Below are 24,896 nucleotides of genomic sequence, written 5' to 3'. Positions count from 1 at the left end.
AGGTCAGCATCGGGGCCCTGGGTGGGCAGACGTCCCCACCCAGGGCAACCCCGTGTCGACGGGAGGGTGGTACGCGTGGCCGCCGACGGGAACCGGCTGTTCCAGGCCGACGGGAACCGGCTTCTTCGGCAGGCGATCGCGTACGGCGGCGGCTGGACCGTCACCCTCGGGGCCGCCGCGCTGCTCGGCGCGGCGGCCGAACTGCTGTTGCCGGCCGCCCTCGGGCTGGCCGTGGACGCCGCGCTCGGCGAGGCGGACCGGCGGTGGCCGCTGGCCGCCTGCGGCCTGGTCGTGCTGATCGTCGCCACCGACACGCTGAGCAATCTGGCCGGCGGAGCCGGCACCGCCCGCACCACCGCACGGCTCCGGCACCGGCTGCTCGGGCACCTGCTCGCCCTCGATCCGCGCCGCGCCGCCCGCTATCCGGTGGGCGACCTGGTCGGCCGGCTGGTCGGGCAGGCAGCCGACTCCGGGCAGGCGGGCAGCACCGTGGTACTCGGTGTGACCGCCGCGCTGCCCCCGCTGGGCAGCGTCGTCGCACTGCTGCTGCTCGACTGGCGCCTCGCCGTCACGTTCGGTGCCGGGCTGCTGCTGCTCGCCGTCGGTCTGCGGGCCTTCGTCACCGACGCCTCGGCCGCCGCCGCCGGCTATCTCGGGGTACAGGGTCGGATCGCCGGGTGGCTCACCGAGGCGCTGCACGGCGCCCGTACCATCGCCGCCGCCGGCACCGTCCGGGCCGAGATCGACCGGGTACTCGCCCCGCTGCCGCAACTGCGCGCGCACGGTACCCGTACCTGGACCACCCTGGCCCGGGCCTCGGGCCGGACCGCCGCGGTGGCCCCGCTGCTGCAACTGGCGATCGTCGCGGTCGGCGGCTGGTCGGTGGCCGGCGGTCGGCTCACCCCGGGCCAGCTCTTCGCGGCGGTGCAGTACGCCGCGCTCGGCGCCGGCCTGGGCAGCATCGTCGCCACGCTCAACCGGCTGGTCCGGACCCGGGCCGGCGCGCAGCGGGTCGCCGCCGTACTGGCCGAACCGCCCCGGTCGTACGGGACGGCGACGCTGCCCGCCGGCACCGGCCGGCTGGTCCTCTCCGGCGTGACCGTGTACGGCAACGACGGCCGGCCGGTGCTGGACGGAATCGACCTGCGGGTACCGCCCGGCGCCACGATCGCCGTCATCGGCCCGTCCGGAGCCGGCAAGTCGACCCTCGCCGCGGTCGCCGGCCGGCTCCGGGATCCCGACGCCGGCGAGGTGCTGCTGGACGGGGTACCGCTGCGTCGGCTGAGCCGGTCCGCCCTGCGACACGCGGTCGGATACGGCTTCGAACGGCCGGTGCTGATCGGCGACACGATCGCGGAGGCGATCACGCTCGGCTCCGGTGCGCCACCCCACACCACATGGGCGACCGTCGACCGGCAGCCCGACACCAAACAGGCAACCGTCGACCGGCAGCCCGACACCGGACAGCCGACCATCGACGGGCGACGGGCCGCCGGGCAGCCGACCATCGACGGGCGACGGGCCGCCGGGCAGTTCGTCGCGGTGGCCCGGGCCGCCGCGATCGACGAGTTCGTCGAGCGGCTGCCGGACGGCTACCACAGCCGGCTCGACGCGACCCCGATGTCCGGCGGCGAGGCACAGCGGCTCGGCCTGGCCCGGTCCCTGCACGCCCAGCGGCTGCTGATCCTCGACGACGCGACGTCCAGCCTGGACACCGCGACCGAGCACCGGATCGCGGCGGCGGTCGCCGCGCACCCGGACCGGCGTACCCGACTGGTCGTGACCCACCGGGTGGCCACCGCCGCCGCCGCCGACCTGGTCGCCTGGCTGGAGGGCGGCCGGCTCCGGGGCGTCGGCCCGCACCGGGAGCTGTGGCGGGACCCGGCGTACCGGGCCGTATTCACTGCGTCGGCACTGCCCCGGACGGGGCCCACCGGGCCGGTGGAGCTGCCGGTCGAGGCGGTTCGATGAGCCGCGTCGTCCGGTTCACCGCCGCCGCGCTGCGCCGCCGGGCCGGCCCGCTCGGCCGGCTCGCCGGCTGGTCGGCCGCCGAGGCGCTGCCGGCCCTGCTCGCCGGGTACCTGACCGCGCGGGCCGTGGACGACGGATTCCTGGCCGGTCGGCCGGGAACCGGACTGGGCTGGCTCGGCGTACTGGCCGTCGCGGTCGTGATCGGGGCGGTCGGCACCAACCGGGCGTACGCCTGCCTCGGCGACATCGTCGAGCCGTTCCGCGACGAGTTGGCGGAACGGGTCGTCACCGGGGCGCTGCACCGGTCGACCGCGGCCGGAGCCCGCCCGGAGACCGCCGCGGTAGCCCGGTTGACCCACCAGGTGGAGATCGTCCGGGACACCTTCGCCGGGCTGGTGATGGTGGTCCGGGGTTTCCTGTTCACCGCCGGGGCGGCCCTGCTCGGGCTCTTCTCGCTGACCCCGGTGGTGGCCGGGGTGGTCGCGGTACCGCTGGTCGCCGGGCTGGTGCTGTTCGCCGCCGCGCTGCCGGCGATGGTCGCCCGGCAGCGCGACTACGTCCGTGCCGACGAGCGGCTCGGTGAGGCGGCCGGCACCGCCCTCGCCGGCCACCGGGACGTGGTGGCGTGCGGCGCGCAGGAGATCGTCGCCGACCGGGTGGGCCGGCAGGTGGACCGGCAGGCCGGGGCCGAGCACGCGCTGGCCCGGATGGCCGCGCTGCGCAGCCTCAGCCTCGCGGTCGGCGGCTGGCTGCCGCTGGCGGTACTGCTGCTGGCCGCTCCGTGGCTGGTCCGGCGCGGGCTCACCGCCGGTGCGGTGCTCGGCGCCCTGGTGTACGTCGCCACCGGTCTCCAGCCAGCGCTGCACGCGCTGGTGCAGGGCGTGGCCGGCGGCGGACTCCGGTTCGCGGTGACGCTGGACCGGATCCTAGACGCCACCACGCCCTCGACCAGCCCCACCACCGTCGGGCGCGTCGCGGCCGACCCGCCCCGCACGGGGGCTGCCGCAGCCGCCTTCCCCGCGGAAGCCGTGGCGCCCCTGCCATCGGATGCCGTCGGGTCCGGGCCCGGCACGGGGCCGCCGGACACCGGACCGCCAGGCACCGGCACCGAACCGCCAGGCACCGGCACCGGACCGCCGGGCAGCGGGACCGGGTTGGCCTGGGCGGAGCTGCGCGGTGTGACCTTCCGTTACGGCCCGCGGGCCCGTCCGGTCCTCGACGGCTTCGACCTCACCCTCGCCGATGGGGCCTACCTGGCGGTGGTGGGACCGAGCGGGGCCGGCAAGTCCACCCTGGCCGGACTGCTCGCCGGGCTGCTCCAATCACAGGCCGGGACGGTGCTGCTCGGCGGGACACCGGTCGATGGCGCCGGGCCGGCGACGCTGGCCCGACACCGGGTACTGATCCCGCAGGAGGCGTACGTCTTCACCGGCACCCTGCTGGACAACCTGCGCTACCTCCGACCCGACGCGCGGCACAGTCAGGTCGACGCGGCGGTGCACCGGCTGGGCCTGCTGCCGCTGGTACGCCGCCTCGGCGGGCTGACCGCGACGGTGGACCCCACGGTGCTCTCCGCCGGCGAACGGCAACTCGTGGCGGCGGTACGCGCATACCTCTCCCCCGCGCCGCTGGCGATCCTGGACGAGGCGACCTGCCACCTGGACCCGGTGGCCGAGGCGACGGTCGAAGGCGCCTTCGGCACCCGTCCCGGTGCGCTGGTGGTGGTCGCCCACCGGATCAGTTCGGCACTGCGGGCCCGGCAGGTGCTGATCCTCGACGGCGGTCCCCCGCTGTGCGGCCGGCACGACGAACTGCTGACCCGCTCGGCGACCTACCGGGAACTGGTCGGGCACTGGCAGGGCGATCCGGTTGCGGCCGGGGTGGCCGATAGCTAGCCGAGGGGGCCAATAGATAGAGTTGTCTCGATGGCAGTCATGCACGTCCTCGGCCTCAGCGCGCTGTCGCACGACGCGTCGGCATGTGTCGTACGGGATGACGAGATCCTCTTCGCCGGCCACGCCGAACGCTACTCACGCCGGAAGAACGATCCTGACCTCACTCCCGGGCTGCTCGCCGAGGCGCTCTCCTGGGGTCGCCCCGACCTGGTCGCCTGGTACGAGCATCCGCTGTGGAAGAAGCTGCGCCACCTACGGGCCGGGCAGTTCCGGCACGCGGTGGCGGTCGACGACCTCCCCCGCCGCTACCTGGCCCGGCTCGACCTGCCGGAGCTGCGCGGCGTGCCGATCCGGTACGTGGGGCACCACCACTCGCACGCCGCCGCCGGGCACTTCACCAGCGGTGAGCGGCACACGGCCGTACTCACCGCCGACGCGATCGGCGAGTTCGAGACGTTGACCCTCGGCGAGTTCTCCGACGGCGTCTACCGGGTCCTCGCCCGCTGCCGATATCCACACAGCCTCGGGCTGCTCTACAGCGCCTTCACCCGGCGCTGTGGGTTCAAGCCGAACGAGGAGGAGTTCATCGTGATGGGGCTGGCCGCGCTCGGTCGACCCCGGTACGTGGCGCAGCTCAAGGCGGACCTGATCGAACTCACCCCGCCCACCTTCCGGCTGCGCCGCAACGTGCACCGGGGCATCGGCGACTGGCAGCCCCGGGCCGATCCGGCGGATCTGGCGGCGAGCATCCAGGCGGTGACCGAGGAGGTCCTGCTCGGGGCGGCGCGCTGGCTGCGGACCCGGGTCGACGCGGCGACGCTGACCGTGATGGGTGGGCTGGGGCTCAACTGCGTCGCCAACGAACTGCTCGCCCGGCGCAGCGGCTTCGACCGGGTGACCCTGCTGCCGAACCCCGGGGACGCCGGGTCGAGCCTCGGCGCGGCGGCGGCGGTCCTCGGCCACCAGCTCAACTGGACCGGGCCGTACCTGGGAACCCTGATCGGGGGTGACTACCCGGTCGCGGCCCTGGCCGAGGCGCTGGCCACCGGGACGGTGGTGGGAGTGGCCAGGGGTCGGGCCGAGTTCGGTCCCCGGGCGCTGGGCAACCGCTCGCTGCTGGCCGATCCGCGCGGTCCGGACAGCCGGGACCGGGTCAACCGGGTGAAGGGGCGGGAGCCGTTCCGCCCGTTCGCCCCGGTGGTCCGGCAGGAGGTCGCCGAGAGGTACTTCGACATGCCGGTCGGCGCGTCGCCGTACATGCAGTTCACCGCCCGGTGTCGGGATCCCCGGGCGTTTCCCGGGATCGTGCACGTGGACGGGACGTCCCGGGTGCAGACCGTGACCCGGGACCAGCACCCGGGCCTGTACGACCTGCTCGGCGAGTACGAGCGGCGGACCGGCTGCCCGATCCTGCTCAACACCAGCCTGAACCTGAAGGGTGAACCGCTGGTCAACGACGTGGCGGACGCCCGCCGGTTCAGCAGCCGGACGGGCGTGCCCGTGCTGTGAGCCGGCTCCGGCCGGTCGACCCGTCGTCCCCGCTCGGCGTCGTCCGGCCAGACGCGGGTCCGGTGCGGCGGCCGGATCGGCGGCGGCGGCCGACGTGGTACCGGTGCAGGGCTCAGCTCGTCGTCGCCGGCCGTCGATAGACGCCGTGCCACCAGATCAGCGCGAGTTCGCGGGCGAACGAAGCGTCACCGCTGGCGTCGCCGCCGGAACTGGCGACGTGGTCGATGATGGCGGTCTCGCCGCCTGCCACGATCACCCGGCTGGCGGAGAGCACGTCGAGGTCGGCCGGCGCCCGGCCGGCCCGCTGTTCCTCGCCGATGATCGTGACGGTGTTGTCGAGGAACCGCACCAGGCCGCCGCGCCAGAACTCCCGTACCGCCGGGTCGTAGGCGGCGACCTCGTTGACGGCGTTGATCACGGCGGCGTACCGGCGGTGGATCCCGAGTATCCGGAGGAAGGCGTCCGCCAGGGCGTCGACGCCGTCCTCCGGCCGCCAGGCGCTCGCGATGTCGAAGCCGGCCGTCTGCATCGTGCCGGCCAGCCGCGTGAGCAGCTCGGACTTGTCCCGGAAGTGGGTGTAGAAGGTCGACCGGGCCACGCCGGCAGTCGCGGCGATCCGCTGCACGCCCAGCTCGGTGAAGCTCGCCCCCTCGACCAGGAGCCGCTCGGTCGCGGCCAGGACCTGGGCCTCGACCGAGGCACGCCGGTCGGGGTCGGGCGCGCGGCGCCGGGTGATCGATGGCATGCCGGAAATCTTAGGTCGGCCCGTCCGGGTGGGGCACCGACCGCCGTCGCGTGGTCGACGACCTGCTCGGGGTCGGGTCGACGGCGTCGAGGACCGCGGCCCGGGAGGGTGGGATAACATTGCGCCGGACACTATGTCCGACGCACTGTCCGGATCAGGCTCGGCGGCCGGACGCGGCCGCGAATCGACCACGACGCGGAGGGCAACACGTGAAATACCGCCTGCTAGGGCGTACCGGAGTGTGGGTCTCGGAGATCTCGCTGGGCGCGATGACCTTCGGTGGGGGAAATCACCCGATCTACCGCCAGTTGGGCGCCCTCGGCCGGGAGGACGTCGACCGGATCGTCGGCACGGCACTCGACGCCGGGATCAACTTCATCGACACCGCCAACGTCTACAGCGACGGCGAGTCCGAGGAGTTGCTCGGCCAGGTGCTCGGGCAACGGCGGCAGGACGTCGTACTCGCCACCAAGGTGCACGCGCCGATGGGCCCCGGCCCCAACGACCACGGCCAGTCGCGGCTGCACGTCATGCGGGCGTTGGAGGACAGCCTGCGGCGGCTGCGGACCGACCACATCGACCTGTACCAGCTCCACAACTTCGACCACCTGACCCCGTTCGAGGAGACGCTGCGCGCCCTCGACGACGCCGTACGCCAGGGCAAGGTGCGCTACATCGGCTGCGCCAACCTGGCCGCCTGGCAGGTCAGCCGGGCGCTCGGCATCTCCGCCCGGCACGGTTGGGCCGGTCTCGTCTCCGTCCAGGCCCACTACTCCCTGGTCGGCCGGGACGCCGAACGGGACCTCTTGCCGATGGCCGAGGCGGAGGGGGTGGGGCTGACGGTGTGGAGCCCGCTGGCCGGCGGTTTCCTGGCCGGCAAGACCGACCGGACCGGCACGGTGACCGACGGCGGTTCCCGGCAGGCGCACCCGGAGTACTCTCAGTTCCCGTTGATCGACCCGGCGCGCGGGCACGAGGTGCTCGACGTACTGCGGGCGGTGGCCGCCCGGCACCGGGTCAGCCCGGCCCGGGTCGCGCTCGCCTGGCTACTGAGCCGCTCGGCGGTGACCAGCGTCATCGTCGGTGCCCGCCGGGTCGACCAGCTCGCCGACAACCTCGCCGCCACCGAGCTGGCCCTCAGCCCGCAGGACCTCGCCGAACTCGACGAGGTCAGCAGCCTGCCGCCGGCCTATCCGAACTGGATCCAGCAGGCCTTCGCCGGCGCCCGGTCACCCCGGCAGGGCTGACCCGAGCGGTGGAACGCGACGGCGGGCGGGACGGCGATCGTCCCGCCCGCCACCGGTCTGCGGCCGCCGACCCGGTCGACCGGTTCAGATCCAGCCCTTCTCCCGGGCGATCCGGATCGCCTCGATCCGGGTACGCGCGCCGGTCTTGCCGGCGATCCGTGACAGATGGTTCCGCACGGTGCCGGCAGACAGCGACAGCTTGCTGGCGATCTCCACCACCGGCCACCCTTCGGCGGCGATCTCCAGCACCTCCACCTCCCGTTCGGTGAGCGGGTTGTCCCGGCTGAGCGCCGCGACCACCAGATCCGCGTCCACGACGGAACCCCCGCGGGCGAGCCGGCGGACCGCCTCGACCACCCGCTCCGGCGCGACGTCACTGCCGAGGAACCCGAGACGCTGGCACTGGGCACGCAACGCGTCCCCGAGCACCCTCGGCCGGCGCGGGTCCACCAGTACCAGTACCGGAGGCGGTTCGGACGGCGCGACCCGGTTGGAGAGCGCCCCCGCCTCGAAGAGCTTGACGTCCGCGATGGCCACGTCGGGACGCTGCATCCGCAGCGCCGTGCCGACGTCCTCGGCTCGGTCGACCTCCGCGACGACCTCGATGTCGTCCTGAGTGGTCAGCACGAAGGCCAGGGCGCCACGGATGAGAGCGCCGTTCAGCGCGAGCAGCGTTCGGATCACGTTCCCCCCTGCTACTTGTCACCGCTAGATCACCCCGCGTGAACATTCAAACACGAGCACGCCGAGTACGCCCGTTGGAGCGACCGGAACCGTCGAGGTCAGATCCAACCCGCCCGCTGGGCCTGCCGGACCGCCTCCAGCCGGTTGCGGGTCCCGGTCTTGCGCAGGATCACCGATAGGTGGTTACGCACCGTGCCGTGTGCGAGAAAAAGCCGGCGGGCGATCTCCTTCAGCGGCAGACCCTCGGCGACCACCCGGAGCACCTCCAGTTCCCGGTTCGTCAGCGGGCTCTCCGGCGGGTTCAGCGCGGCGACGGCGGCGACCGGGTCGAACACCCGCTCGCCGAACGCCACCGCCCGGACCAGCCGGGCCAGCTCCGCCGGTGGCAGGTTCTTGTCCACGAAACCCCGGGCACCGGCCCGGATCGCCCGTTGCAGCGCCTCCGGGGTCAACTGGGTACTCAACGCCAGCACCGCGCTGCCCGGCGCCTGCACACCGAGCTGCGCCATCACGTCGAGCATGTCGGCACCCGGCAGTTCCATGTCGACCACGACCACGTCCGGTCGTCGCCGACGGGCGACCGTCACCAGCTCAGCGGGCTCGTGGAGGTCCGCCACCACGTCCAGGTCCTCCTCACTCGACAACACCGCCCGCAGCGCCCCCCGCAGCAAACCCATCTCCTCCACGATCACAATCCGGATCACGAGGTCACTCCGATCTCGGTACACAAAACTCAGCGACAACGCGACGTCCGAGCGGGTCTCATCCCGACCGGAGCCGATCACGAGCACGATTGAGTACGGCGCCGTCGGTCGGGCCCGCCACCTCGACGGGTACCGCGGTGCCCGGTGCACCGACGGAGGCTCCACCGGCAGCTCCCGGGACGGGAGCGGCGACGGCGGAGATGGAGAGCGACCGGGAGTACGGCCGCCGGAGCGGATCAGCCAGGCAAGGCTGGTACGCCCGGCGACCGGCCGGTGGGGCTGGCGGCTCCGTACGGGAACACCGACGGAGTTCCCGTGGGCGGCGACGAGCCGGCGCCGGCCGGCAGTGCGGTGGCCTGTCCACCGCTGGACGACGCAGGCCCGGCCTGCTGGGTGCCGGCACCGGTGCCGACGGGTGAGTGCGGAGTGGACGGAAGCCCGGAGTCGGTGCTCCGGGCGGCGGCACGCGAGGCCGAGGGACCGCTCGGGCCCGCCGCGCCGCCGGCACCCGGATCGAGCGAACCCCGCAGTGGCGCGGACGACCTGGACGGCTCGGCGGGAACCGCGACCGGCGCAGGCGACTCGGCCAGGGCCGGCGGGAGCACCGGTGGCGCCACGGCGGACGTGGGGGGCGGCTCGACCGGCTGGTGCGCCAGCAACAGCGGCGACGGTCCGCCGGAGTAGCCTCCGCGCGGAACCTCACCGACGACCTCCGGCACGCTACCGACGATTTCCGGTACCGTCCCCGCCAGCTCCGGCAACCGTACGACCACTTCCGGGACGCCTCGCACCACGTCCGGCAGCGCCCCCAGCACGAGCGGTACCCCGGCCAGCAGGTCGGGCCGCGCACCGGTCAGCACGGGTACCCCGGTTGCCAGCTCCGGAAACGCACCGGTCAGCACGGGCACCTCGGTCGGGATCTGAGCGACAGCCGCCGCCTGGAGTGGAGCGGCCCGGTCGGCGGCCGGGCGATGGGTCTGCGACCTCATCCGGTCCGGGCGGATCGCGGTGCTCGCACCGTCCAGTCGGGACGCGAGAGCCGAGCGCCAGGCGCCGGCCGCCGGCGCGGCAGGCTCCGGACGCGACGCGGAACCACCGCGCGCCGAGCCGGCGGCCGAGCCTCCCGGCTGCGGCCGCGACGCGGGCCCACCACGTTCCACCCCGGAGGGGTAACGGACCCGTTCCGCAGCGCCACGTTCCGGAGGGGCGCGGTCCGGACGAGCGGACTCCGGACGTGCGCGGTCCGGACGGACACTCTCCGGACGAGCGCGGTCCGGACGGACACGCTCCGGACGGGCGGACTCCGGACGAGCGGCGGGGCGAACGGTCTCGGGTGTCGCTTTTCGAGTCAACTGAACGTGATCGTCGAGGAGTTCCGGCAGCCCCGGCGCGACCGTCTCGGCGAGCGAGCCGAGCGGCTGCGGCCCGCTCGCCGGGGCGCCGCGGTCACCGGCGAGCGCCGGTCCGTCGAACGTGGCGAGAAGGAGATATCCGGTCAGCGCACCGCCGCCGAGCAGGGCAATTCGGGTCAGCAGTCGGACAGCTCGCCGCCCGGGGCCCGGCCGCCCCGGACCCGGCACGTGCCGGACTGCTGAGACCGCGGCCATGTCGCGAAGGCGCTCCTCAAGTAGGCGGACAGGGACGAAAGCGTAACGCAGTGTCTATCACGCCGCACCCGATACGCCACGCCGGCTCGCGGGCGCGGCCGGGAGTACCCGTTCACTCACGTCCCCGAGGCACCCGCCGATTTATGGTGGGCGGGTGACCGCACCCCGCCCGCCCGTACTGCCCGTCGTGCAGTTCCGGAGCCAGGCCGGGACCATCGACCTCGGTTGGGGACACCCGCATCCGGCGGCGCTGCCGATGGACGCCTGGGCCGAGGCGACCCACTCCGCGCTGCGCCGCTACGGTGCCGCCGCGCTCACCTACGGGCACGCGGCCGGCCCGGGTCCGCTGATCGAGTGGCTCTGCGAACGGTTGGCCGAAGTGGACGCCGGAGCGCCGGAGCCCGGCCAGGTCTTCGTCACCGCGGGCGCGTCGCACGCGCTAGACCTCGTCGCCTCCGTCCTCTGCCGACCCGGCGACGTCGTACTGGTCGACTCCCCCACCTACCATCTGGCGCTGCGGGTCGTCGCCGACCACCGGGTCGACACGGTGCCCGCCCCCGCCGACGAGGACGGCATCGATCCCGCCGCCACCGCCGGGCTGATCCGGGCCATCACCCGGCAGGGCCGGCGGGTGGCGATGCTCTACCTGGTGCCGACGTTCAACAATCCGACCGGGCGGTCACTGCCGGCGCAGCGCCGGGCCGCCCTGCTGGCGGTGGCCGCCCGCACCGGCGTACCGGTGGTGGAGGACGACACCTATCGGGAACTCGCCTATCCCGCTCCGGCGCCGGCCTCGCTGTTCAGCGGCGCCGAGCCGGGGACCGTGGTCCGGATCGGCTCGTTCGCCAAGAGCGTCGCGCCCGGGCTGCGGCTCGGCTGGCTCACCGGTGCCCGGCCGCTGGTCGCGGCGGTGACCGCACGGGGTTATGTGGACAGTGGTGGCGGGGTCAACCACGCCGTGGCGCTGGCCATGGCCGAGTTCGCGGCGTCCGGCGCGTACCGGCGGCACGTCGAGGCGATCCGGATCCGGTACCGCCGGCAACGCGACGCGCTGGTGGCCGCCGTACGCGACGAACTGTCGCAGGCCCGGTTCGTGGTACCCGGCGGTGGCTGGTTCCTGTGGCTGCGGCTGCCGCACCCGTACGGCGGCACCGACCTGCTGCCGTACGCCGAGGCCGCCGGGGTCTCGTACGTGCCCGGCCGGCAGTTCTTCGTGGCCGACACCGGGCACCGCCACCTGCGACTGTCGTACTCGATGTGTGACCCGGAGACGCTGGCCGAGGGGGTGCGCCGGCTGGCCGGGGCGTACCGGGAGGCCGGTCTGTCGAGCCGGTCCACCCCGCTGCCGGGCTGAACCGGTGGCGTCGCGCGCCCGCGGCGACTCAGTTCTGCCGGCCGGAACCGGTCAGCCGCCGCCACGCGGGGCCGACCTTCCATCTCGCCATCCCGGCCAGGTCACGGGCGTGTTCGAAGACGTCCGGCCGGGCCGTGCCCTTGGCGACCGCGCGGTCGAGGTCGTGGCCGCAGCGCACCAGTACGGTGTCGAAGTCCCGGCGTACCGGTTCCAGCAGCTCATAGCCGAACGCCCGGTACTGGCGGGCGAAGAGTGCCCGGTACGGCCGCACCCCCTCGTGCAGCCCCGACCCGTACGCCATCGGCTCCCTCGCCCGGTCCCGGACGTACTCCGGCAGCAGGTCGGCGTACGCGTGCCGGAGCAGCCACTGCCGTCGTCCGTCCCGCAGTTTCAGCTCGGCCGGCAGCCGCATCGCCAACTCGACCAGCGACAGGTCGAGGAAGGGCGGCCGGGTCTCCACCCCGTGCCCGAGGCTGATCCGGTCCATCCGCTGCAATCCGGTACGGCAGAGGTTGCGGATCCGGTGCCGGAAAAGCCGGCCGGCGGCCTCCGGACCGACCCGGCCCGAGCCCGGATGCCCGCCGAAGAGGTCGTCGACGCCGTCGCCGGTGAGCACCACCCGGACGCCGAGATCGCGGACCCGCCGGAACAGCGGTACCGAGATGACCGCATCGATCAGGTCCGCGTACTCGGTGAGTTCGGAGATCCGGATGGCCGCCCGGATGTCGTCGAGCCGGATATCCCGGGGCTGGACCTCGATCACCTCGTGGTGCACACCGAGGTCGGCCGCGAGCCGGCGGGCGCACTTCACGTCCGCGCTGTCCGGGGTGCCGACGGTGAACGCCACGCAGTCGTGGTGGAGCTGCCGGACGTGCAGCAGGGCGAGGGTGCTGGCCAGGCCGCCGGAGAGCAGCACCCCGACGGTGAGGTCGGTGTCGACCCGGGCCCGGATGCTGTCCCGGACCGCTTCCCGGAGCAGCCCCGCCGCCTCCTCGGTGTCGCGGACCGGCGGCTGCCCGCCGCCGAGCCGGGCCAGGTCCAGGTAGGGCACCAGCTCCGGCCCGCTGACGGCGTCGGCCCAGCCGTGGTGCCCGGGCGGCAGCTCCGAGATCGGCGCGCCGACCGGCACCAGCGCCTTGACCTCCGAGGCGACGTGCAGCCGGCGCAGGTGCCGGGACCAGTAGAGCGGGCGCGCTCCGAGCGCATCGCGGGCCAGGTAGAGCCGTCCGGTGGCGGTGTCCGCGAGGGCGAACGCGAACTCGCCGCGCAGCCGGGTGACCGCCTCCGGTCCCCAGGCCAGGAACGCCTCCAGCACCACCTCGGTGTCGCTCTCGGTGCGCAGCGGCCGGCCGAGCCGGAGCAGTTCGGCGGCGAGTTCCCGATGGTTGTAGACCTCGCCGTTGTAGCAGAGCAGCCACCGGCCGTCGGCGGAGCACCAGGGCTGCGCCGCGCGCTCCCGGTCGACGATCCGCAGCCGCTGGACGCCGGCCAGCAGGTCGGGACCGAGCTGGGTCTCCGCCAGGTCGCCGCGCGGGGTGAGTTCCGCCATCATCCGGTGGAAGGTGCGGCGGTCGGCGCCGGGACCGAGCAGTAGGACGATGCCGGACATGCCGCTCAACCTCCCAGGGCGGTCAGGAAGTCGCGCCGCAGCCGGCTGGCCGCGCGCGGGCTGACACAGAGGTGCCAGGTCTGACCCTCGTCGATCACGTTCACGTCGCCCCAGCCCTGCCGCTCCCGGAGCAGGGCGGCGACCATGCCGGGCGCGTCGAACCGGCGCAGCCAGGACATCTCCAGGTCCATCGCGTACCCGAGGCAGTGCCCGCTGGGCAGCATGGCCGCGTAGCCGAGGGCCCGGAGCCGGTGCTGGTGTTCGAGGCTGCGGGCGAGGCTGGTCACCCGCAACGGCGGGGTCGGCCCGGGGCGGCGCCGGGCGAGGTCCACGGCGAGCTGGTTGAGCAGTGCCACCACCTCGGGCCGGGTCCGGGTGGTCCGCGGCCCGGTACCGGCCGCCGGTACGCCGCCCCGGCCTGCCTGCGGTGTCGACGGTGGCCGGACCCGGCACCGGACCGCGCGGGCCGCGCCGGCCAGCAGGTGTCCATCCGGCCGGCGGTAGCGGAACCGGAGCAGGTCGGTGCGGCGGAGTGCCTCAAGGTCGACCAGTTCGGCCGAGCCGTGCAGGTCGTCGTCGGTCGGAAAGCCGGGCAGGTGTCCCCACCACATGACGTCGATCCGGGAGAGCAGGTAGATCCGGATCAGCCCGGCGAGGTTGCGGGCGGCGCTGCGGTTGTTCGGCCGGTAGTCGCGGATCTCCCGGACGAGCCGGTCGGTGGCGTCGGCGGCGCCGCCGGGCAGCACGCCGAGCACGGCGGCGAAGTCCGGGCCGGTGATCCGGTCCGTCAGGGCCCGCTCCAGCCTCGGCAGGTCGTCGCGGCCGGCGTAGCCGGCCACCTCGGCGAGCAGGTCCGCCACTGCCGCCCGGTATCCGACCAGTTCGGACAGGGACGCTCCGGTGACGGGACCGGGACGCGGGGGCCGGCCGGCGGTCACGCGCCCCTGCTGCTGCCCGCTCGGCCGGATCCGTGATCCGACCTCCCCGGCGACCTCTTGGCTGGGCATCTCCGGCCTCTCCCAGGTTTCGGCGTGACCCCGAAAAGTACTGCCGGTTTTGACCGTAACACCCGATAAACCAGAAAAACGCGCGTTGCTTCGGTTGTCCCTGCCGGCGACGCGGGCACCACCCCCGTCCGCAGCCGACCGGAAGGCGCCGACGGGTCACCTTTGGAACGTTTTAGCGATCCATTGACGAATGTAGATCAATCTCTTACCGTACCTGACAGGTTCGCCGTACTCGCCCCTTGCCCCATCCGTTGCCGCTATCGGCACGCTGGCCCGGGAGGTTTCACGACCGATGATGAAACGTTTCAGGATGCTCGTAGCCGGCGGCGCCGCACTGGCCTGCCTCGGCCTACTGGTCACGGGCTGCGGCGACGACTCCGAGTCCGGCCCGGCCACCCTCCGGTACTCGTGGTGGGGCAACGCCGAACGGGCCGACCTGATGAAACAGGCGATCGCGCTCTTCGAGTCGAAGAACCCGGACATCAAGATCACGCCGAGCTTCCAGGAGTACGAGGCGTACTGGCAGAAGATGGCCACCGAGACGGCCGGCGGCAACGCCCCGGACGTACTCCAGATGGACTTCTCCTACCTGCGCGAGTACGCCGACCGGGGCGTGCTCTACGACCTGAAGAAGCAGACCGGCGGCAACCTCGTCCTCTCCGACCTGCTCGCCGGCTTCCAGGGAGCCGGCGAGGTCGACGGCGCGCTGTACGGCGTACCGGTGGGCGGCAACACCTGGAGCCTGTACTACAACCCGGCCATCTTCGCCAAGGCCGGCGTACCGGAACCGGCCGCCGGCTGGACCTGGCAGGACTACCGGACCGGCATGGCGAAGATCGCCGAGGCGACCGACAGCTACGGCGGCGGCAACTACACCGGCATCATCTACAACCTCGAGGCGCGGCTCCGCCAGCAGGGCGGGCAGCTCTTCACCCCGGACGGCAAGCTCGGCTTCACCAGGGAGCAGCTCAGCGCGTTCTGGACCGAGGGCCAGGAGCTGATCGAGGCCGAGGTGGTGCTGCCGGTCGAGAAGGCGGTGCAGATCAAGCCCCGCTCCGGCTTCGTCGACGACCTGATCGCCACCGAACTCGGCTGGGACAACTTCCTCGTCCGGTACGCGGCCGAGGTCAAGACCCCGTTGAAACTGGCCCCGGTGCCGACCGACAACCCGGGCCAGCTCGGCCAGTACCTGAAGCCGGCCATGCTGCTCAGCGCCTCCAGCCGGACCGACCACCCGGAGGAGGCGGCGAAGCTGATCTCGTTCCTGATCAACGACCCGGAGGTCGGCCGGATCTTCGGCGGCAACCGCGGCCTGCCGGCGACCAACGCCCAGCGCGCCGCCGCCCAGCTCCAGGGTCCGCTGGCCGAGGTCGCCGCCTACGAGAAGAGCATCGCCGACCAGTTGACCAAGGCTCCCCCGGCGCCCCCGAAGGGTGCCGGCAGCGTGGAGGCGACCTTCATCCGGATCAGCGAGGAACTCCACTACGGCCGGATCTCCGTCGCCCAGGCGGTGCAGGAGTTCTTCACCGAGGCGGAGCAGAAGCTCGGTTCATGACGCGGGAGACCGTCGGTCGCCGACCGGCCGGACCATTGGCGGCCGCCCGGCGGAGAAGGAGCGCCAGCAGGGTATGACGACGACCAGCCAGAACACCGTACGCCGGGAGCGGCCGGCCGGTCCGGTGCCGCGTACCGGCCGGGGCGGTGCCGGACCGGGGCGGCGATCCCGGCGACCGGGCGACGGACCGGCCGGCTACCTCTTCCTGTCGCCGTGGATCCTCGGGATGCTGCTGCTCACCGTCGGGCCGATGGCCGCCTCGCTCTACCTCTCGTTCACCGACTACAACCTCTTCACCGCCCCGCGGTGGGTCGGACTGGAGAACTACCGACGGATGTTCGACGACCCGCGCTGGCTCCAGTCGGTCCGGGTCACCGGCGGGTACGTGCTGGTCGCCGTACCGGTCAAGCTGGCCGCCGCGCTCGCGGTGGCACTGCTGTTGCACCAGCGCCGCCGCGGCGAGGGCTTCTACCGGGCGGCGTTCTACGGGCCGTCGCTGATCGGGGCCAGCGTCAGCGTGGCGATCGTCTGGCGGGCGTTGTTCAGCGACGACGCGGTGGTCGACCGGCTGCTCCGTGCCGTCGGGTTCGACGTCGGCGGCTGGGTCGGCAACCCGGACCTCTCGCTGCTGATGCTGGTGCTGCTGGCCGTCTGGCAGTTCGGCGCGCCGATGGTGATCTTCCTGGCCGGGCTGAAGCAGGTGCCGGCCGAACTCTACGAGGCCGCCCAGGTCGACGGGGCCGGCCGCTGGCGCCGGTTCCGGTCGGTCACCCTGCCGATGATCTCGCCGGTGCTCTTCTTCAACCTGCTGCTGGAGACCATCAACTCGTTCCAGATCTTCACCTCGGCGTACGTCATCGGCGGCCGGAACGGCAGCCCGGCCGGCTCCACCCTCTTCTACACCGTCTACCTCTACGACCGCGGCTTCGCCGACTTCCAGATGGGGTACGCCTCCGCGCTGGCCTGGATGCTGCTACTCGGCGTCGGCCTGGTGACCGCGTTCCTGTTCCGGACCGCCCGGGGCTGGGTGCACTACGCCGGAGACCAGCGATGACCACCACCGAGGTACCCCGGACCGGAACGCCGCCCCCGACGGTGGCCGGGCGGTCCGCCGCACCCCGCCGCCGGTGGGGCAGCCTGGCCTGGCACCTCGGGGCGCTGGTGATCCTGGCCGTACTGCTCTATCCGGTCGGCTGGCTGGTGGCCGCGTCGTTCAAGCCGTCCCAGTCCATCCTCGGCAGTCTGCACCTGCTGCCGACCGAACCGACGGTGGCGAACTACCAGCGGGCCGCCGACGGGCTGGCCGGGATCGGCGTGCTGCGGTTCTTCGGCAACTCGGCGCTGCTCGCCGGGCTCTCGGTGGTCGGCACGGTGGCCTCGTCGGCGCTCGCCGGTTACGCCTTCGCCCGGCTGCGCTTCCGGGGCCGGGGGACGATGTTCGTGCTGATGATCTCGACGCTGCTGCTACCGTTCCACGTTCTGATCATCCCGCAGTACGCGGTCTTCCAGCGGCTCGACCTGGTCGACACCTACCTGCCGCTGCTGGTCGGCAAGTTCCTGGCCGGCGAGGCGTTCTTCGTCTTCCTGATGGTGCAGTTCATGCGGACCATCCCGGCCGAGCTGGACGAGTCGGCCCGGATCGACGGCGCCGGGCACTGGGCCACCTTCTGGCACATCGTGCTGCCACTGTCCCGACCCGCCCTGGTGACCACGGCCATCTTCACCTTCATCTGGACCTGGAACGACTTCTTCGGCCCGCTGATCTACCTCAGCACCCCGGAGAAGTACCCGCTGCCGCTGGCGTTGCAGCTCTACATCGACCAGACCACCGTCTCGGACTACGGTGCGCTGATGGCGATGTCGATGCTGGCCCTGGTGCCGGTCATCCTCTTCTTCCTGTTCTTCCAGCGGTTCCTGGTGCAGGGCGTCGCCACCTCCGGGCTGAAGGGCTGAGCGGCCGCACGCCGGAGCTGAGTAGGGGTACTCGGGCTCCGGTGCGGCCGATGGTGGAGAGTCGGGGGTATGACCGAACGGCAACCGGGCCACGCCCGGCACACTCCGCTCTGGATCGTCGGACTCGCCGGCCTCACCGCGCTCGCGTACTGGGCTTTCCTCGGCTGGGACCAGCAGAAGGAGACCGATCCGGTGACCGGGGCGCAGACCGGTCCGTACTCGGCCTGGCAGGTGCTCGGCCTCGGGGTGGTACTGGCCCTGCTGGTCTTCGAGACCGGGCGCCGGGGCCGCCCGTGGCTGGCCGGCATCGTGGTGCCGGCGGTGCTCACCGTGGCCTTCTCGGTCGACGCCGCGACCGACCCGGACGGCGACGGGCTCTGGGTGGTCGGTGCGGTGCTCGTGGCGCTCGGCTCGGCACTCGGCACCGGTCTGGTCGCGGCGCTCGGCGCCTTGGCGGGGCGGCGTTCGCGCGCCCACTGAGTACCGGCGGGCCCGGCGGTGAGCCTGGCACCGCCGGGGTCTCCGTGCGGGGCGGGCGACGAGCTGCTCCGCCCCCTACGGCTGTGGTGGCCCGGGGGTACGGGCCGACGGGAACTGCGGTGTGCGGTGGCCTAGCGCCGGCCGGCGGGTTCGCCGTCGAGCAGCGGGTCCGGCTCCTGCCGCCGGATCATGTACTGGGCGGTGAGGGTGTCCACGCCGGTGCCGCGGGCGCTGTTCGGCCGGTACGTAACCGTCGCGGCCAGCGCCGAGGCCGCCTCGACCACCCCCGCCCGCCAGGTGCCTGACCGGTAGACCCAGACCGGATCGGTCGGCCGGTAACTGGCGGTGGAGTCGATCTCCGCCGGGTCCCGTCGGTGCGGATCCACGTTGGGTACTGGCATGTTGTCACTGCCCTCCTGACTCGGCACCGGGTGTCGTCTCGATGAGTTCACGGTGCACGGCCGGCATGCCGGTGGCCTCGCCGGTCGTACCGCTGGACAGGCCGAACTGCGCCTGGCCCTGGACGTACCCCGCGGACGGGCCGACGCAACCGGCGGCGTCGACATCGGCCGGGGCGAGTCGGGCCCGCCGGGTCTTCACCCGGTACATCGCGGCGTCGGCGAGGTTGAGCACCTCGGCCAACTGCACGCAGCCGTGCACCGGGGCCAGTCCGATCGACGCGGTGACCCGCAGGTCGCGCTCGGCCACCTGGATCGGCGCGGAGAGCAGCTCCGCGAGCCGTCGCGCGGACTGGTGCAGCCACCGTCCGTCGGCACGGGTGCCGGCGAGCAGGCCGGCGAACTCGTCGCCGCCGAGCCGGGCCACCAGGTTGTTGCCCGCGTACGCCGCGAACCGCCAGGCCACCGCGACCAGCACCTGGTCTCCGGCGGCGTGGCCGAACCGGTCGTTGATCTGCTTGAAGTCGTCGAGGTCCAGCACCACCGCGACCAGCGGCGGCCGGCCTGGATCGGCGACCAGCGCGGCGCCGATCTGGTAGAAGGCCCGCCGGTTGAGTAGCCCGGTCAGCGGGTCGTGGGTGGCCGCGTGCCGTTCCGACTGCAACTCCTCGCGGAGCCGGACCACCTCCGCCTGGGCCATCCGCACCCGGCCGCGCATCCGCCAGGCCGCGCCGAGGCCGGCAACCGCGGCGGCGCCGGCCGCGAGGGTGAAGGGATCCACGGTGCCGTGTCCCTTCAGCAGACCCGGCTCGGGGACGGGTCGTGGGCCGGACCGAGACCCTGTCCGAAGGCCGGCAGCCGGGAGTAATCGGTGACTGTCCGTGATCCAATTTCACGTAGGCCAGCACGGGCCGGAACCGAACCGTCGCGATCCGTTGGCGCCCATCTGCCCAGGCAGGCGGGCATGCCAGCGATCTTGCCTGGTCCCCGACGCTTCGGTTGCGCTGGCAACGGCACCCCGCCTCCATCACGAAAAGTGAACAAACGGACACACCCCTTACCGCGCTATCATGCTCGCTGTCAGGTGCAGGCGCAAGAGCGAATGCACGTGCAGATGGTCATGCAGAGATGACCACCCGCGGTGCTGCACGCACCGTCACGGCTGAGGACGCGTCCACGGGGAGGATTCAGAACGCAGTCGGGCCTACGCGACGCCCACCGCCCCCAGCCCTCCGGAACCTCCAGAAAGACTGGCGATGATTCAGACGTACAACGGCATGTCCACCGGCCAACTGCCGACCCTCGCGTGGCAGAAGAGCCGCCGCAGTAACCCGAGCGGGAACTGCGTCGAGATGGCCGAGTTGCCCGGCGGTGCCGGTATCGCCGTCCGCAACTCCCGGGACCCCGACGGGCCGGCGCTGATCTACACCATCGACGAGATCACCGCCTTCATCCTCGGTGCCCGGGACGGGGACTTCGACAACCTCATCGGCTGACCGACGGTACCTACGGCGTCCGGCACGCCGGCACCACCGTTCGCCACCATCCCGACACGCTCCCGCGATCCGGACTGGACGAGGGTCGAGAAAATTAGCGCGTTGGGTCTACCCTCCTCACCGTCAAGCCATGGCATGCTTACCGACGGATTTGGCCCAGCCCTCGGTGGGCTGTGTCGAGCATGTGTGGAGGCGACACGTGGCGATGGCTCCATCCGGCCATGGTTCGGTCCCGGACGGCGAGGTCGCCGACGGTGAACCGATCGTCGACGGTGGACCGGTCTTCGCGGCTGGAGCGGCCGACCCCGGGATGGCGGGCGGCCCCACCGTGCTGCGGATCCTGCTCGGAAGCCAGTTGCGCAAGCTGCGGGAGGCCAGGGGCGTCAGCCGCGACGACGCGGGCTGGGAGATCAGGTCGTCCGGGTCCAAAATCAGCCGGATGGAGCTGGGCCGGGTGGGATTCAAGGAACGCGACGTCGCCGATCTGCTGACCCTCTACCAGGTGACCGACGAGACCGAACGGTCCGCCCTGCTCGCCCTGGCGCGCCAGGCCAACAACCCCGGCTGGTGGCACCGGTACGGCGACGTGCTGCCGAACTGGTTCCAGTCCTACCTCGGGCTGGAGGCGGCGGCGGCGCTGATCCGGGCGTACGAGGTGCAGTACATTCCCGGGCTGTTGCAGACCCGGGAGTACGCCCGGGCCGTGGTGCTGCTCGCCCACGACGGGGCACCGCCCGACGAGATCGAACGCCGGGTCGAGCTCCGGATGGACCGGCAGAAGGTGCTGACCCGGCCCGGCGCGCCGCAACTGTGGGCCGTGGTGGACGAGGCGGCGCTGCGCCGGCCGATCGGCGGGACCGACGTGATGCGGGGCCAGATCGAGCACCTGATCGAGGCAGGCCGGCTGCCCAACGTCACCGTCCAGGTGATCCCGTTCCGGGCCGGCGGGCACGCCGCGGCCGGGGGCGCGTTCAGCCTGCTCCGCTTCCCCGACCAGGAGTTGCCGGACGTCGTCTACATGGAACAGCTCACCAGCGCGCTCTACCTCGACAAGCGCGACGACGTGGACTACTACGCCGCGGCGATGGAACGGCTCTGCGTCGAGGCCGTCTCGCCGACCGAGACCCCGGCGTTCCTCCGCGCCGCCCTGGCCGACCTCGACTCCTGAGGCCGACCGGCGATTCCCCATCGGACCCGGCGATTCCCGACCCGATCGGCGATTCCCGACCAGACCGCCGCCCGCCCAGCGGGCCCGGTTCGGCGCTCCGTCCGGTCCACCGGCCGGGGATGGGCCACACTACCGGTATGACTTCCCGCCGCCTCGCTGGTGCCGTCGCCCTGGTCACCGGTGCGTCGTCCGGGATCGGCGCCGCCGCGGCCCGGCGGCTGGCCGGTGCCGGCGCGCGGGTCTTCCTCAGCGGTCGCGACCCCGAGCGGCTCGCGGCGGTCGCCGAGCAGTCCGGCGGTACGGCGATCCCGTGCGACCTCACCGACCCGGACCGGACGGCGGAACTCGCCGGCCGGGTGCTCGAGGACGCCGGTCGGGTCGACATCCTGGTCAACAACGCCGGCCAGGGCTATGCCGGGCCGCTCACCGGGATGACCGACGCCCAGATCCAGGCACTGGTGGCGGCGAACCTGACCGCACCGATGCTGCTCGCCCGGGCGGTACTGCCCGGAATGCTGGCCCGGAGCAGCGGCCGGCTCGGCTTCGTCGGCTCCATCGCCGGCCGGCTCGGCGTACGCGAGGAGGCGGTCTACGCGGGCACCAAGGCCGGGCTGAGCGTCTTCGCCGACAGCCTGCGCAAGGAGACCACCGGTCGGGGCATCGTGGTCACCGAACTCGTCCCCGCCGTGGTGGACACCCCGTTCTTCGCCCGCCGGGGCCGGCCGTACCCGCGCCGCCGTCCCCGGCCGGTGCCGGCGGAGCGGGCCGCCGACGCCCTGCTCACCGGGATGCTCGCCGGCCGGCACGAGGTGTGCCTGCCGCGCTGGATGGTACTGCCGATCGCGGTCCGGGCCACCCTGCCGGCCACCTACCGCCGGCTCGCCGACCGGTTCGGCTGACCGGCCCGGCTCGCACCCACGGCCCGGCCCCACCGCCTCAGTTGGCGCGGATCGCCCGGATCGACTGGCGCAGCGAGGACATGGTGGCGAGCACCGCCGTCGGCTCGTACCCGCAGTGCGCCATGCAGTTGGCGCAGCGGCTGTCCCGCCCCCGGCCGTACGCCGACCAGTCGGTGGTCTCGATCAACTCCCGGTACGTCTGCGCGTAGCCGTCGCCGAGCAGATAGCAGGGGCGCTGCCAGCCGAAGAGCGAGTACGACGGGATGGCCCAGGCGGTGCAGGAGAAGTCGACCTTGCCTTCCAGGAAGTCCAGGAAGAGCGGCGAGTGGTTCAGCCGCCACTTCTTCCGGCGCCCCTCGCCGAACGCCTTCTTGAACATCGCCCGGGTCTCCGCGACCCCGAGGAAGTGCTCCTGGTCCGGCGCCTTGTCGTAGGCGTACGCCGGGGAGAGCATCATCTGGTCGACGCCCAGGTCGTCGTTGAGGTAGTCGAGCACCTCGATCACGGTCTGCGGAGTGTCGGTGGAGAAGAAGGTCGTGTTGCTGGTGACCCGGAAGCCGCGCCGCTTCGCCTCCCGCACCGCCTCGACCGCCTCGTCGAAGACGCCCTCCTTGCAGACCGAGGCGTCGTGCCGCTCCCGCAGCCCGTCGATGTGCACGGCGAACGAGAAATAGCGGGACGGGGTGAACTTGTCCAGCTTCTTGCGCAGCAGCGCCGCGTTGGTGCAGAGGAAGACGTACTTGCGGCGCTTGACGAGTTCGTCGACCAACCGGTCGATCTCCGGGTGCATCAGCGGCTCGCCGCCGGCGATGGAGACCATCGGCGCCCCGCACTCCTCCATCGCGGCGAGCGCCTGCTCCACCGGCATCCGGCGCTTCAGTACGTCCGCCGGGTGCTGGATCTTGCCGCAGCCGGCGCAGGCGAGGTTGCAGGCGAAGAGCGGCTCCAGCTCGACCAACAGCGGGAAGTGCGTCCTGCGGCGCAGCTTCTGTTCCATCAGATAGCGGCCGACCCGCAGGCTCTGGCGCAGTGGCATGCCCATGGTCAGCACCCCGTTCCGGTCGGCCGGTCGATCGGCGCGCGGCGGTACCGCGCGGCGCTTCGCGAACTGATCCCCGTCATGGTGTCCGGATCTCCTTGGGAAGGGTGAAATGCACGTCCTCGGTGCGGGTGGTGTGTTCCCGTACCGCGCCGGCACCGAGCCCGGCCAATGCCGCCACGGTCTGGTCGACCAGCCAGGGCGGCGCCGACGCACCGGCGGTCACGCCGATCGTCCGTACCCCGGCGAGCCAGCGCAGGTCGACCTGCTCGACGTCGTCGACCAGGTACGCCGGGGTGCCCCCGCGCTCGGTCACCTCGACCAGGCGCCGGGAGTTCGAGGAGTTGGCCGAGCCGAGCACCAGCACCACGTCGGCGACGGCGGCCACCTCGCGCAACGCCGCCTGCCGGTTGGTGGTGGCGTAGCAGATGTCGTCGGAGCCCGGTCCGGTCAGCGCGGGGAACCGCCGCCGGAGTACGTCGAGGACCCCGGCCACCTCGTCCACGGCCAGGGTGGTCTGCACCAGGTACGACACCCGGTCCGGGTCGGCGACCTCGATCCGTTCCGCGTCTCCGACCGACTCCACCAGGGCGATCCGGCCGGGCGCCTCGCCGAGGGTGCCCTCGGTCTCCTCGTGCCCGGCGTGCCCGATCAGCAGCACCGTGTTGCCCCGCCCGGCGAACCGGCGGGCCTCGCTGTGCACCTTGGTCACCAGTGGGCAGGTCGCGTCGATCACCGGCAGTCCCCGGTCGGCGGCGGTCTGCCGGACGGCCGGCGCCACCCCGTGCGCGGAGAAGACCGTGGTGGCGCCGTCCGGGACCTCGGTCAGCTCGTCGACGAAGACCGCGCCCCGGCGTTGCAGGTCGGCGATGACGTGCAGATTGTGCACGATCTGCTTGCGGACGTAGACCGGCGGGCCGTGCCGGTCCAGCGCCTGCTCCACCACGCTGATCGCCCGTTCCACCCCGGCACAGAACGACCGGGGCGCGGCCAGCACCACCTGCCGGGCCGTGGTCGCCGCCGCCCACTCCGACAGGGCCGGGCCGAGCTGCGGCAGTACCCGCAGCGCCGCGAGCACCCGGCCGAGCGTCGCCGGCCGGTACAGCGGATGGGGTGGCACGTCCGCGACCACCCGGACGCAGGCGATCGGGCGGCCGGCGGCGCCGGCCAGCAGCGCCGCCGACTCGGTGTCCACGGCGATCGCGCCGGTGGCGGCGAGCCGGGTCCGGTCGGCGCCGTCGACGATCCGCCGGCTGGTCACCACCGGTCCGAGGTGGACGGTCAGGCCGCGCCGCCGCAGCGCCGCCGCGATCATCGGGGCGGCCGGGCAGGGTACCGGGGCGCCGCCGACGACGCCGGCCCGGCGTACCTCGGTGGCCACCACCACGTCCCCGGTGCGCAGCGTCGGCACCAGCCCGCCGGCGATCCCGGCCACCGCCAGCGCCGGGGTGTCGCGGTAGCCGGCGGCGACCCGGGTGGCCCGGGCCGGTCCCCGACCGGTACGCCGCAGCGGTGCGCCCGGCGGCAGGCCGCGCCGCAGCGCCAGGGCCTCCGCCCGCATCGGTGCGAACAGCAC

22 protein-coding genes and 2 pseudogenes are annotated in these 24,896 nt (G+C 73.1%); 13 read left to right on the top strand and 11 right to left on the bottom strand.

Annotated features, from left to right (window positions below):
* The first annotated feature begins 75 nt into the window (after window positions 1-75).
* From ACQEVC_RS29435 to ACQEVC_RS29425, 3 genes are read left to right on the top strand one after another with little or no spacing between them, the layout of a single operon-like run.
* Entirely contained in the window at window positions 76-1,971 is a 1,896-nt protein-coding gene (locus ACQEVC_RS29435) for an ABC transporter ATP-binding protein (protein ID WP_432883868.1), read from the top strand.
* Window positions 1,968-3,866, top strand: coding sequence for an ATP-binding cassette domain-containing protein (locus tag ACQEVC_RS29430; protein WP_432883865.1), 1,899 nt, complete (start codon window positions 1,968-1,970; stop codon window positions 3,864-3,866). The genes ACQEVC_RS29435 and ACQEVC_RS29430 overlap by 4 nt, the downstream gene beginning before the upstream one ends.
* A gap of 30 nt (window positions 3,867-3,896) precedes the next feature.
* The gene (locus ACQEVC_RS29425) at window positions 3,897-5,375 is read left to right on the top strand and encodes a carbamoyltransferase C-terminal domain-containing protein (protein WP_432883863.1); all 1,479 of its coding nucleotides are present in this window, start codon (window positions 3,897-3,899) and stop codon (window positions 5,373-5,375) included.
* 112 nt (window positions 5,376-5,487) lie between these two features.
* Here ACQEVC_RS29425 and ACQEVC_RS29420 read toward each other — a convergent pair whose 3' ends face one another.
* Window positions 5,488-6,120 (bottom strand): TetR/AcrR family transcriptional regulator, encoded by a 633-nt coding sequence (locus ACQEVC_RS29420; protein WP_432883860.1) that lies wholly within the window; start codon window positions 6,118-6,120, stop codon window positions 5,488-5,490.
* Between the two features lie 209 nt (window positions 6,121-6,329).
* Here ACQEVC_RS29420 and ACQEVC_RS29415 point away from each other — a divergent pair, with 209 nt between their 5' ends.
* Window positions 6,330-7,367, top strand: a complete 1,038-nt coding sequence (locus ACQEVC_RS29415; protein WP_432883857.1) for an aldo/keto reductase — start codon at window positions 6,330-6,332, stop codon at window positions 7,365-7,367.
* An 84-nt stretch (window positions 7,368-7,451) separates the two neighbouring features.
* Here the strand turns inward: ACQEVC_RS29415 and ACQEVC_RS29410 are convergent, their stop codons facing one another.
* The 3 genes from ACQEVC_RS29410 to ACQEVC_RS29400 form a co-directional block, all read right to left on the bottom strand.
* Window positions 7,452-8,051 carry a response regulator transcription factor gene (locus ACQEVC_RS29410; protein ID WP_318393993.1) on the bottom strand — a complete coding sequence of 200 codons (600 nt, stop codon included), beginning with the start codon at window positions 8,049-8,051 and terminating at the stop codon, window positions 7,452-7,454.
* 98 nt (window positions 8,052-8,149) lie between these two features.
* Window positions 8,150-8,755, bottom strand: a complete 606-nt coding sequence (locus ACQEVC_RS29405) for a response regulator (RefSeq protein WP_432883854.1) — start codon at window positions 8,753-8,755, stop codon at window positions 8,150-8,152.
* Between the two features lie 236 nt (window positions 8,756-8,991).
* Window positions 8,992-9,744 (bottom strand): hypothetical protein, encoded by a 753-nt coding sequence (locus ACQEVC_RS29400; RefSeq protein ID WP_432883851.1) that lies wholly within the window; start codon window positions 9,742-9,744, stop codon window positions 8,992-8,994.
* 369 nt (window positions 9,745-10,113) lie between these two features.
* Between ACQEVC_RS29400 and ACQEVC_RS29395 the strand changes: the two genes are divergently transcribed.
* Together ACQEVC_RS29395 and ACQEVC_RS29390 are read left to right on the top strand one after the other, a co-directional pair.
* The gene (locus ACQEVC_RS29395) at window positions 10,114-10,350 is read left to right on the top strand and encodes a hypothetical protein (protein ID WP_432883849.1); all 237 of its coding nucleotides are present in this window, start codon (window positions 10,114-10,116) and stop codon (window positions 10,348-10,350) included.
* Between the two features lie 166 nt (window positions 10,351-10,516).
* On the top strand, window positions 10,517-11,716 hold the full coding sequence (locus ACQEVC_RS29390; RefSeq protein ID WP_432883847.1) for a PLP-dependent aminotransferase family protein: 1,200 nt from the start codon (window positions 10,517-10,519) through the stop codon (window positions 11,714-11,716).
* A 28-nt stretch (window positions 11,717-11,744) separates the two neighbouring features.
* Here the strand turns inward: ACQEVC_RS29390 and ACQEVC_RS29385 are convergent, their stop codons facing one another.
* Together ACQEVC_RS29385 and ACQEVC_RS29380 are read right to left on the bottom strand one after the other, a co-directional pair.
* Window positions 11,745-13,325, bottom strand: coding sequence for an asparagine synthetase B family protein (locus ACQEVC_RS29385; RefSeq protein ID WP_432883845.1), 1,581 nt, complete (start codon window positions 13,323-13,325; stop codon window positions 11,745-11,747).
* 5 nt (window positions 13,326-13,330) lie between these two features.
* Window positions 13,331-14,332, bottom strand: a complete 1,002-nt coding sequence (locus ACQEVC_RS29380) for a hypothetical protein (RefSeq protein ID WP_432883842.1) — start codon at window positions 14,330-14,332, stop codon at window positions 13,331-13,333.
* Between the two features lie 310 nt (window positions 14,333-14,642).
* Between ACQEVC_RS29380 and ACQEVC_RS29375 the strand changes: the two genes are divergently transcribed.
* From ACQEVC_RS29375 to ACQEVC_RS29360, 4 genes are all read left to right on the top strand, one after another.
* A complete protein-coding gene (locus ACQEVC_RS29375; RefSeq protein ID WP_432883840.1) occupies window positions 14,643-15,887 on the top strand; it encodes an ABC transporter substrate-binding protein in 1,245 nt (414 codons plus the stop codon).
* A 73-nt stretch (window positions 15,888-15,960) separates the two neighbouring features.
* Window positions 15,961-16,941: a carbohydrate ABC transporter permease gene (locus ACQEVC_RS29370; RefSeq protein ID WP_432883837.1), complete on the top strand. Its 981-nt coding sequence runs from the start codon at window positions 15,961-15,963 to the stop codon at window positions 16,939-16,941.
* On the top strand, window positions 16,938-17,840 hold the full coding sequence (locus tag ACQEVC_RS29365) for a carbohydrate ABC transporter permease (RefSeq protein ID WP_432883835.1): 903 nt from the start codon (window positions 16,938-16,940) through the stop codon (window positions 17,838-17,840). The genes ACQEVC_RS29370 and ACQEVC_RS29365 overlap by 4 nt, the downstream gene beginning before the upstream one ends.
* Before the next feature lie 69 nt (window positions 17,841-17,909).
* Entirely contained in the window at window positions 17,910-18,320 is a 411-nt protein-coding gene (locus tag ACQEVC_RS29360) for a hypothetical protein (RefSeq protein WP_432883832.1), read from the top strand.
* Between the two features lie 131 nt (window positions 18,321-18,451).
* Here ACQEVC_RS29360 and ACQEVC_RS29355 read toward each other — a convergent pair whose 3' ends face one another.
* Together ACQEVC_RS29355 and ACQEVC_RS29350 are read right to left on the bottom strand one after the other, a co-directional pair.
* On the bottom strand, window positions 18,452-18,721 hold the full coding sequence (locus ACQEVC_RS29355; RefSeq protein WP_318393982.1) for a hypothetical protein: 270 nt from the start codon (window positions 18,719-18,721) through the stop codon (window positions 18,452-18,454).
* 190 nt (window positions 18,722-18,911) lie between these two features.
* Window positions 18,912-19,499 (bottom strand): annotated as a pseudogene (locus ACQEVC_RS29350) (GGDEF domain-containing protein); the annotation flags it as partial.
* Window positions 19,500-19,974: 475 nt separating this feature from the next.
* On the opposite strand from ACQEVC_RS29350, the gene ACQEVC_RS29345 reads away from it, so the two are divergent.
* The 3 genes from ACQEVC_RS29345 to ACQEVC_RS29335 all read left to right on the top strand — a co-directional run bounded on the left by ACQEVC_RS29345 (window position 19,975) and on the right by ACQEVC_RS29335 (window position 22,281).
* Window positions 19,975-20,214: a DUF397 domain-containing protein gene (locus ACQEVC_RS29345; RefSeq protein WP_107255963.1), complete on the top strand. Its 240-nt coding sequence runs from the start codon at window positions 19,975-19,977 to the stop codon at window positions 20,212-20,214.
* Between the two features lie 310 nt (window positions 20,215-20,524).
* Window positions 20,525-21,382: a helix-turn-helix domain-containing protein gene (locus ACQEVC_RS29340; protein WP_432891747.1), complete on the top strand. Its 858-nt coding sequence runs from the start codon at window positions 20,525-20,527 to the stop codon at window positions 21,380-21,382.
* 137 nt (window positions 21,383-21,519) lie between these two features.
* The gene (locus ACQEVC_RS29335) at window positions 21,520-22,281 is read left to right on the top strand and encodes an SDR family NAD(P)-dependent oxidoreductase (RefSeq protein ID WP_432883830.1); all 762 of its coding nucleotides are present in this window, start codon (window positions 21,520-21,522) and stop codon (window positions 22,279-22,281) included.
* Window positions 22,282-22,318: 37 nt separating this feature from the next.
* Here ACQEVC_RS29335 and hpnH read toward each other — a convergent pair whose 3' ends face one another.
* The 3 genes and pseudogenes from hpnH to ACQEVC_RS29320 form a co-directional block, all read right to left on the bottom strand.
* Complete coding sequence (hpnH, locus tag ACQEVC_RS29330; protein WP_432883827.1) at window positions 22,319-23,323, bottom strand: adenosyl-hopene transferase HpnH; 1,005 nt, start codon at window positions 23,321-23,323, stop codon at window positions 22,319-22,321.
* 76 nt (window positions 23,324-23,399) lie between these two features.
* On the bottom strand, window positions 23,400-24,356 hold the full coding sequence (gene ispH / locus ACQEVC_RS29325) for a 4-hydroxy-3-methylbut-2-enyl diphosphate reductase (protein WP_432891744.1): 957 nt from the start codon (window positions 24,354-24,356) through the stop codon (window positions 23,400-23,402).
* Window positions 24,357-24,446: 90 nt separating this feature from the next.
* A pseudogene (locus ACQEVC_RS29320) lies at window positions 24,447-24,881 on the bottom strand (hypothetical protein); the annotation flags it as partial.
* Window positions 24,882-24,896 lie beyond the last annotated feature (15 nt).

Origin of the sequence: Plantactinospora sp. CA-294935 (genome assembly GCF_050936445.1) — a bacterium.
Lineage (GTDB): Bacteria > Actinomycetota > Actinomycetes > Mycobacteriales > Micromonosporaceae > Plantactinospora.
This window is presented reverse-complemented; position numbering and strand designations above follow the sequence as displayed.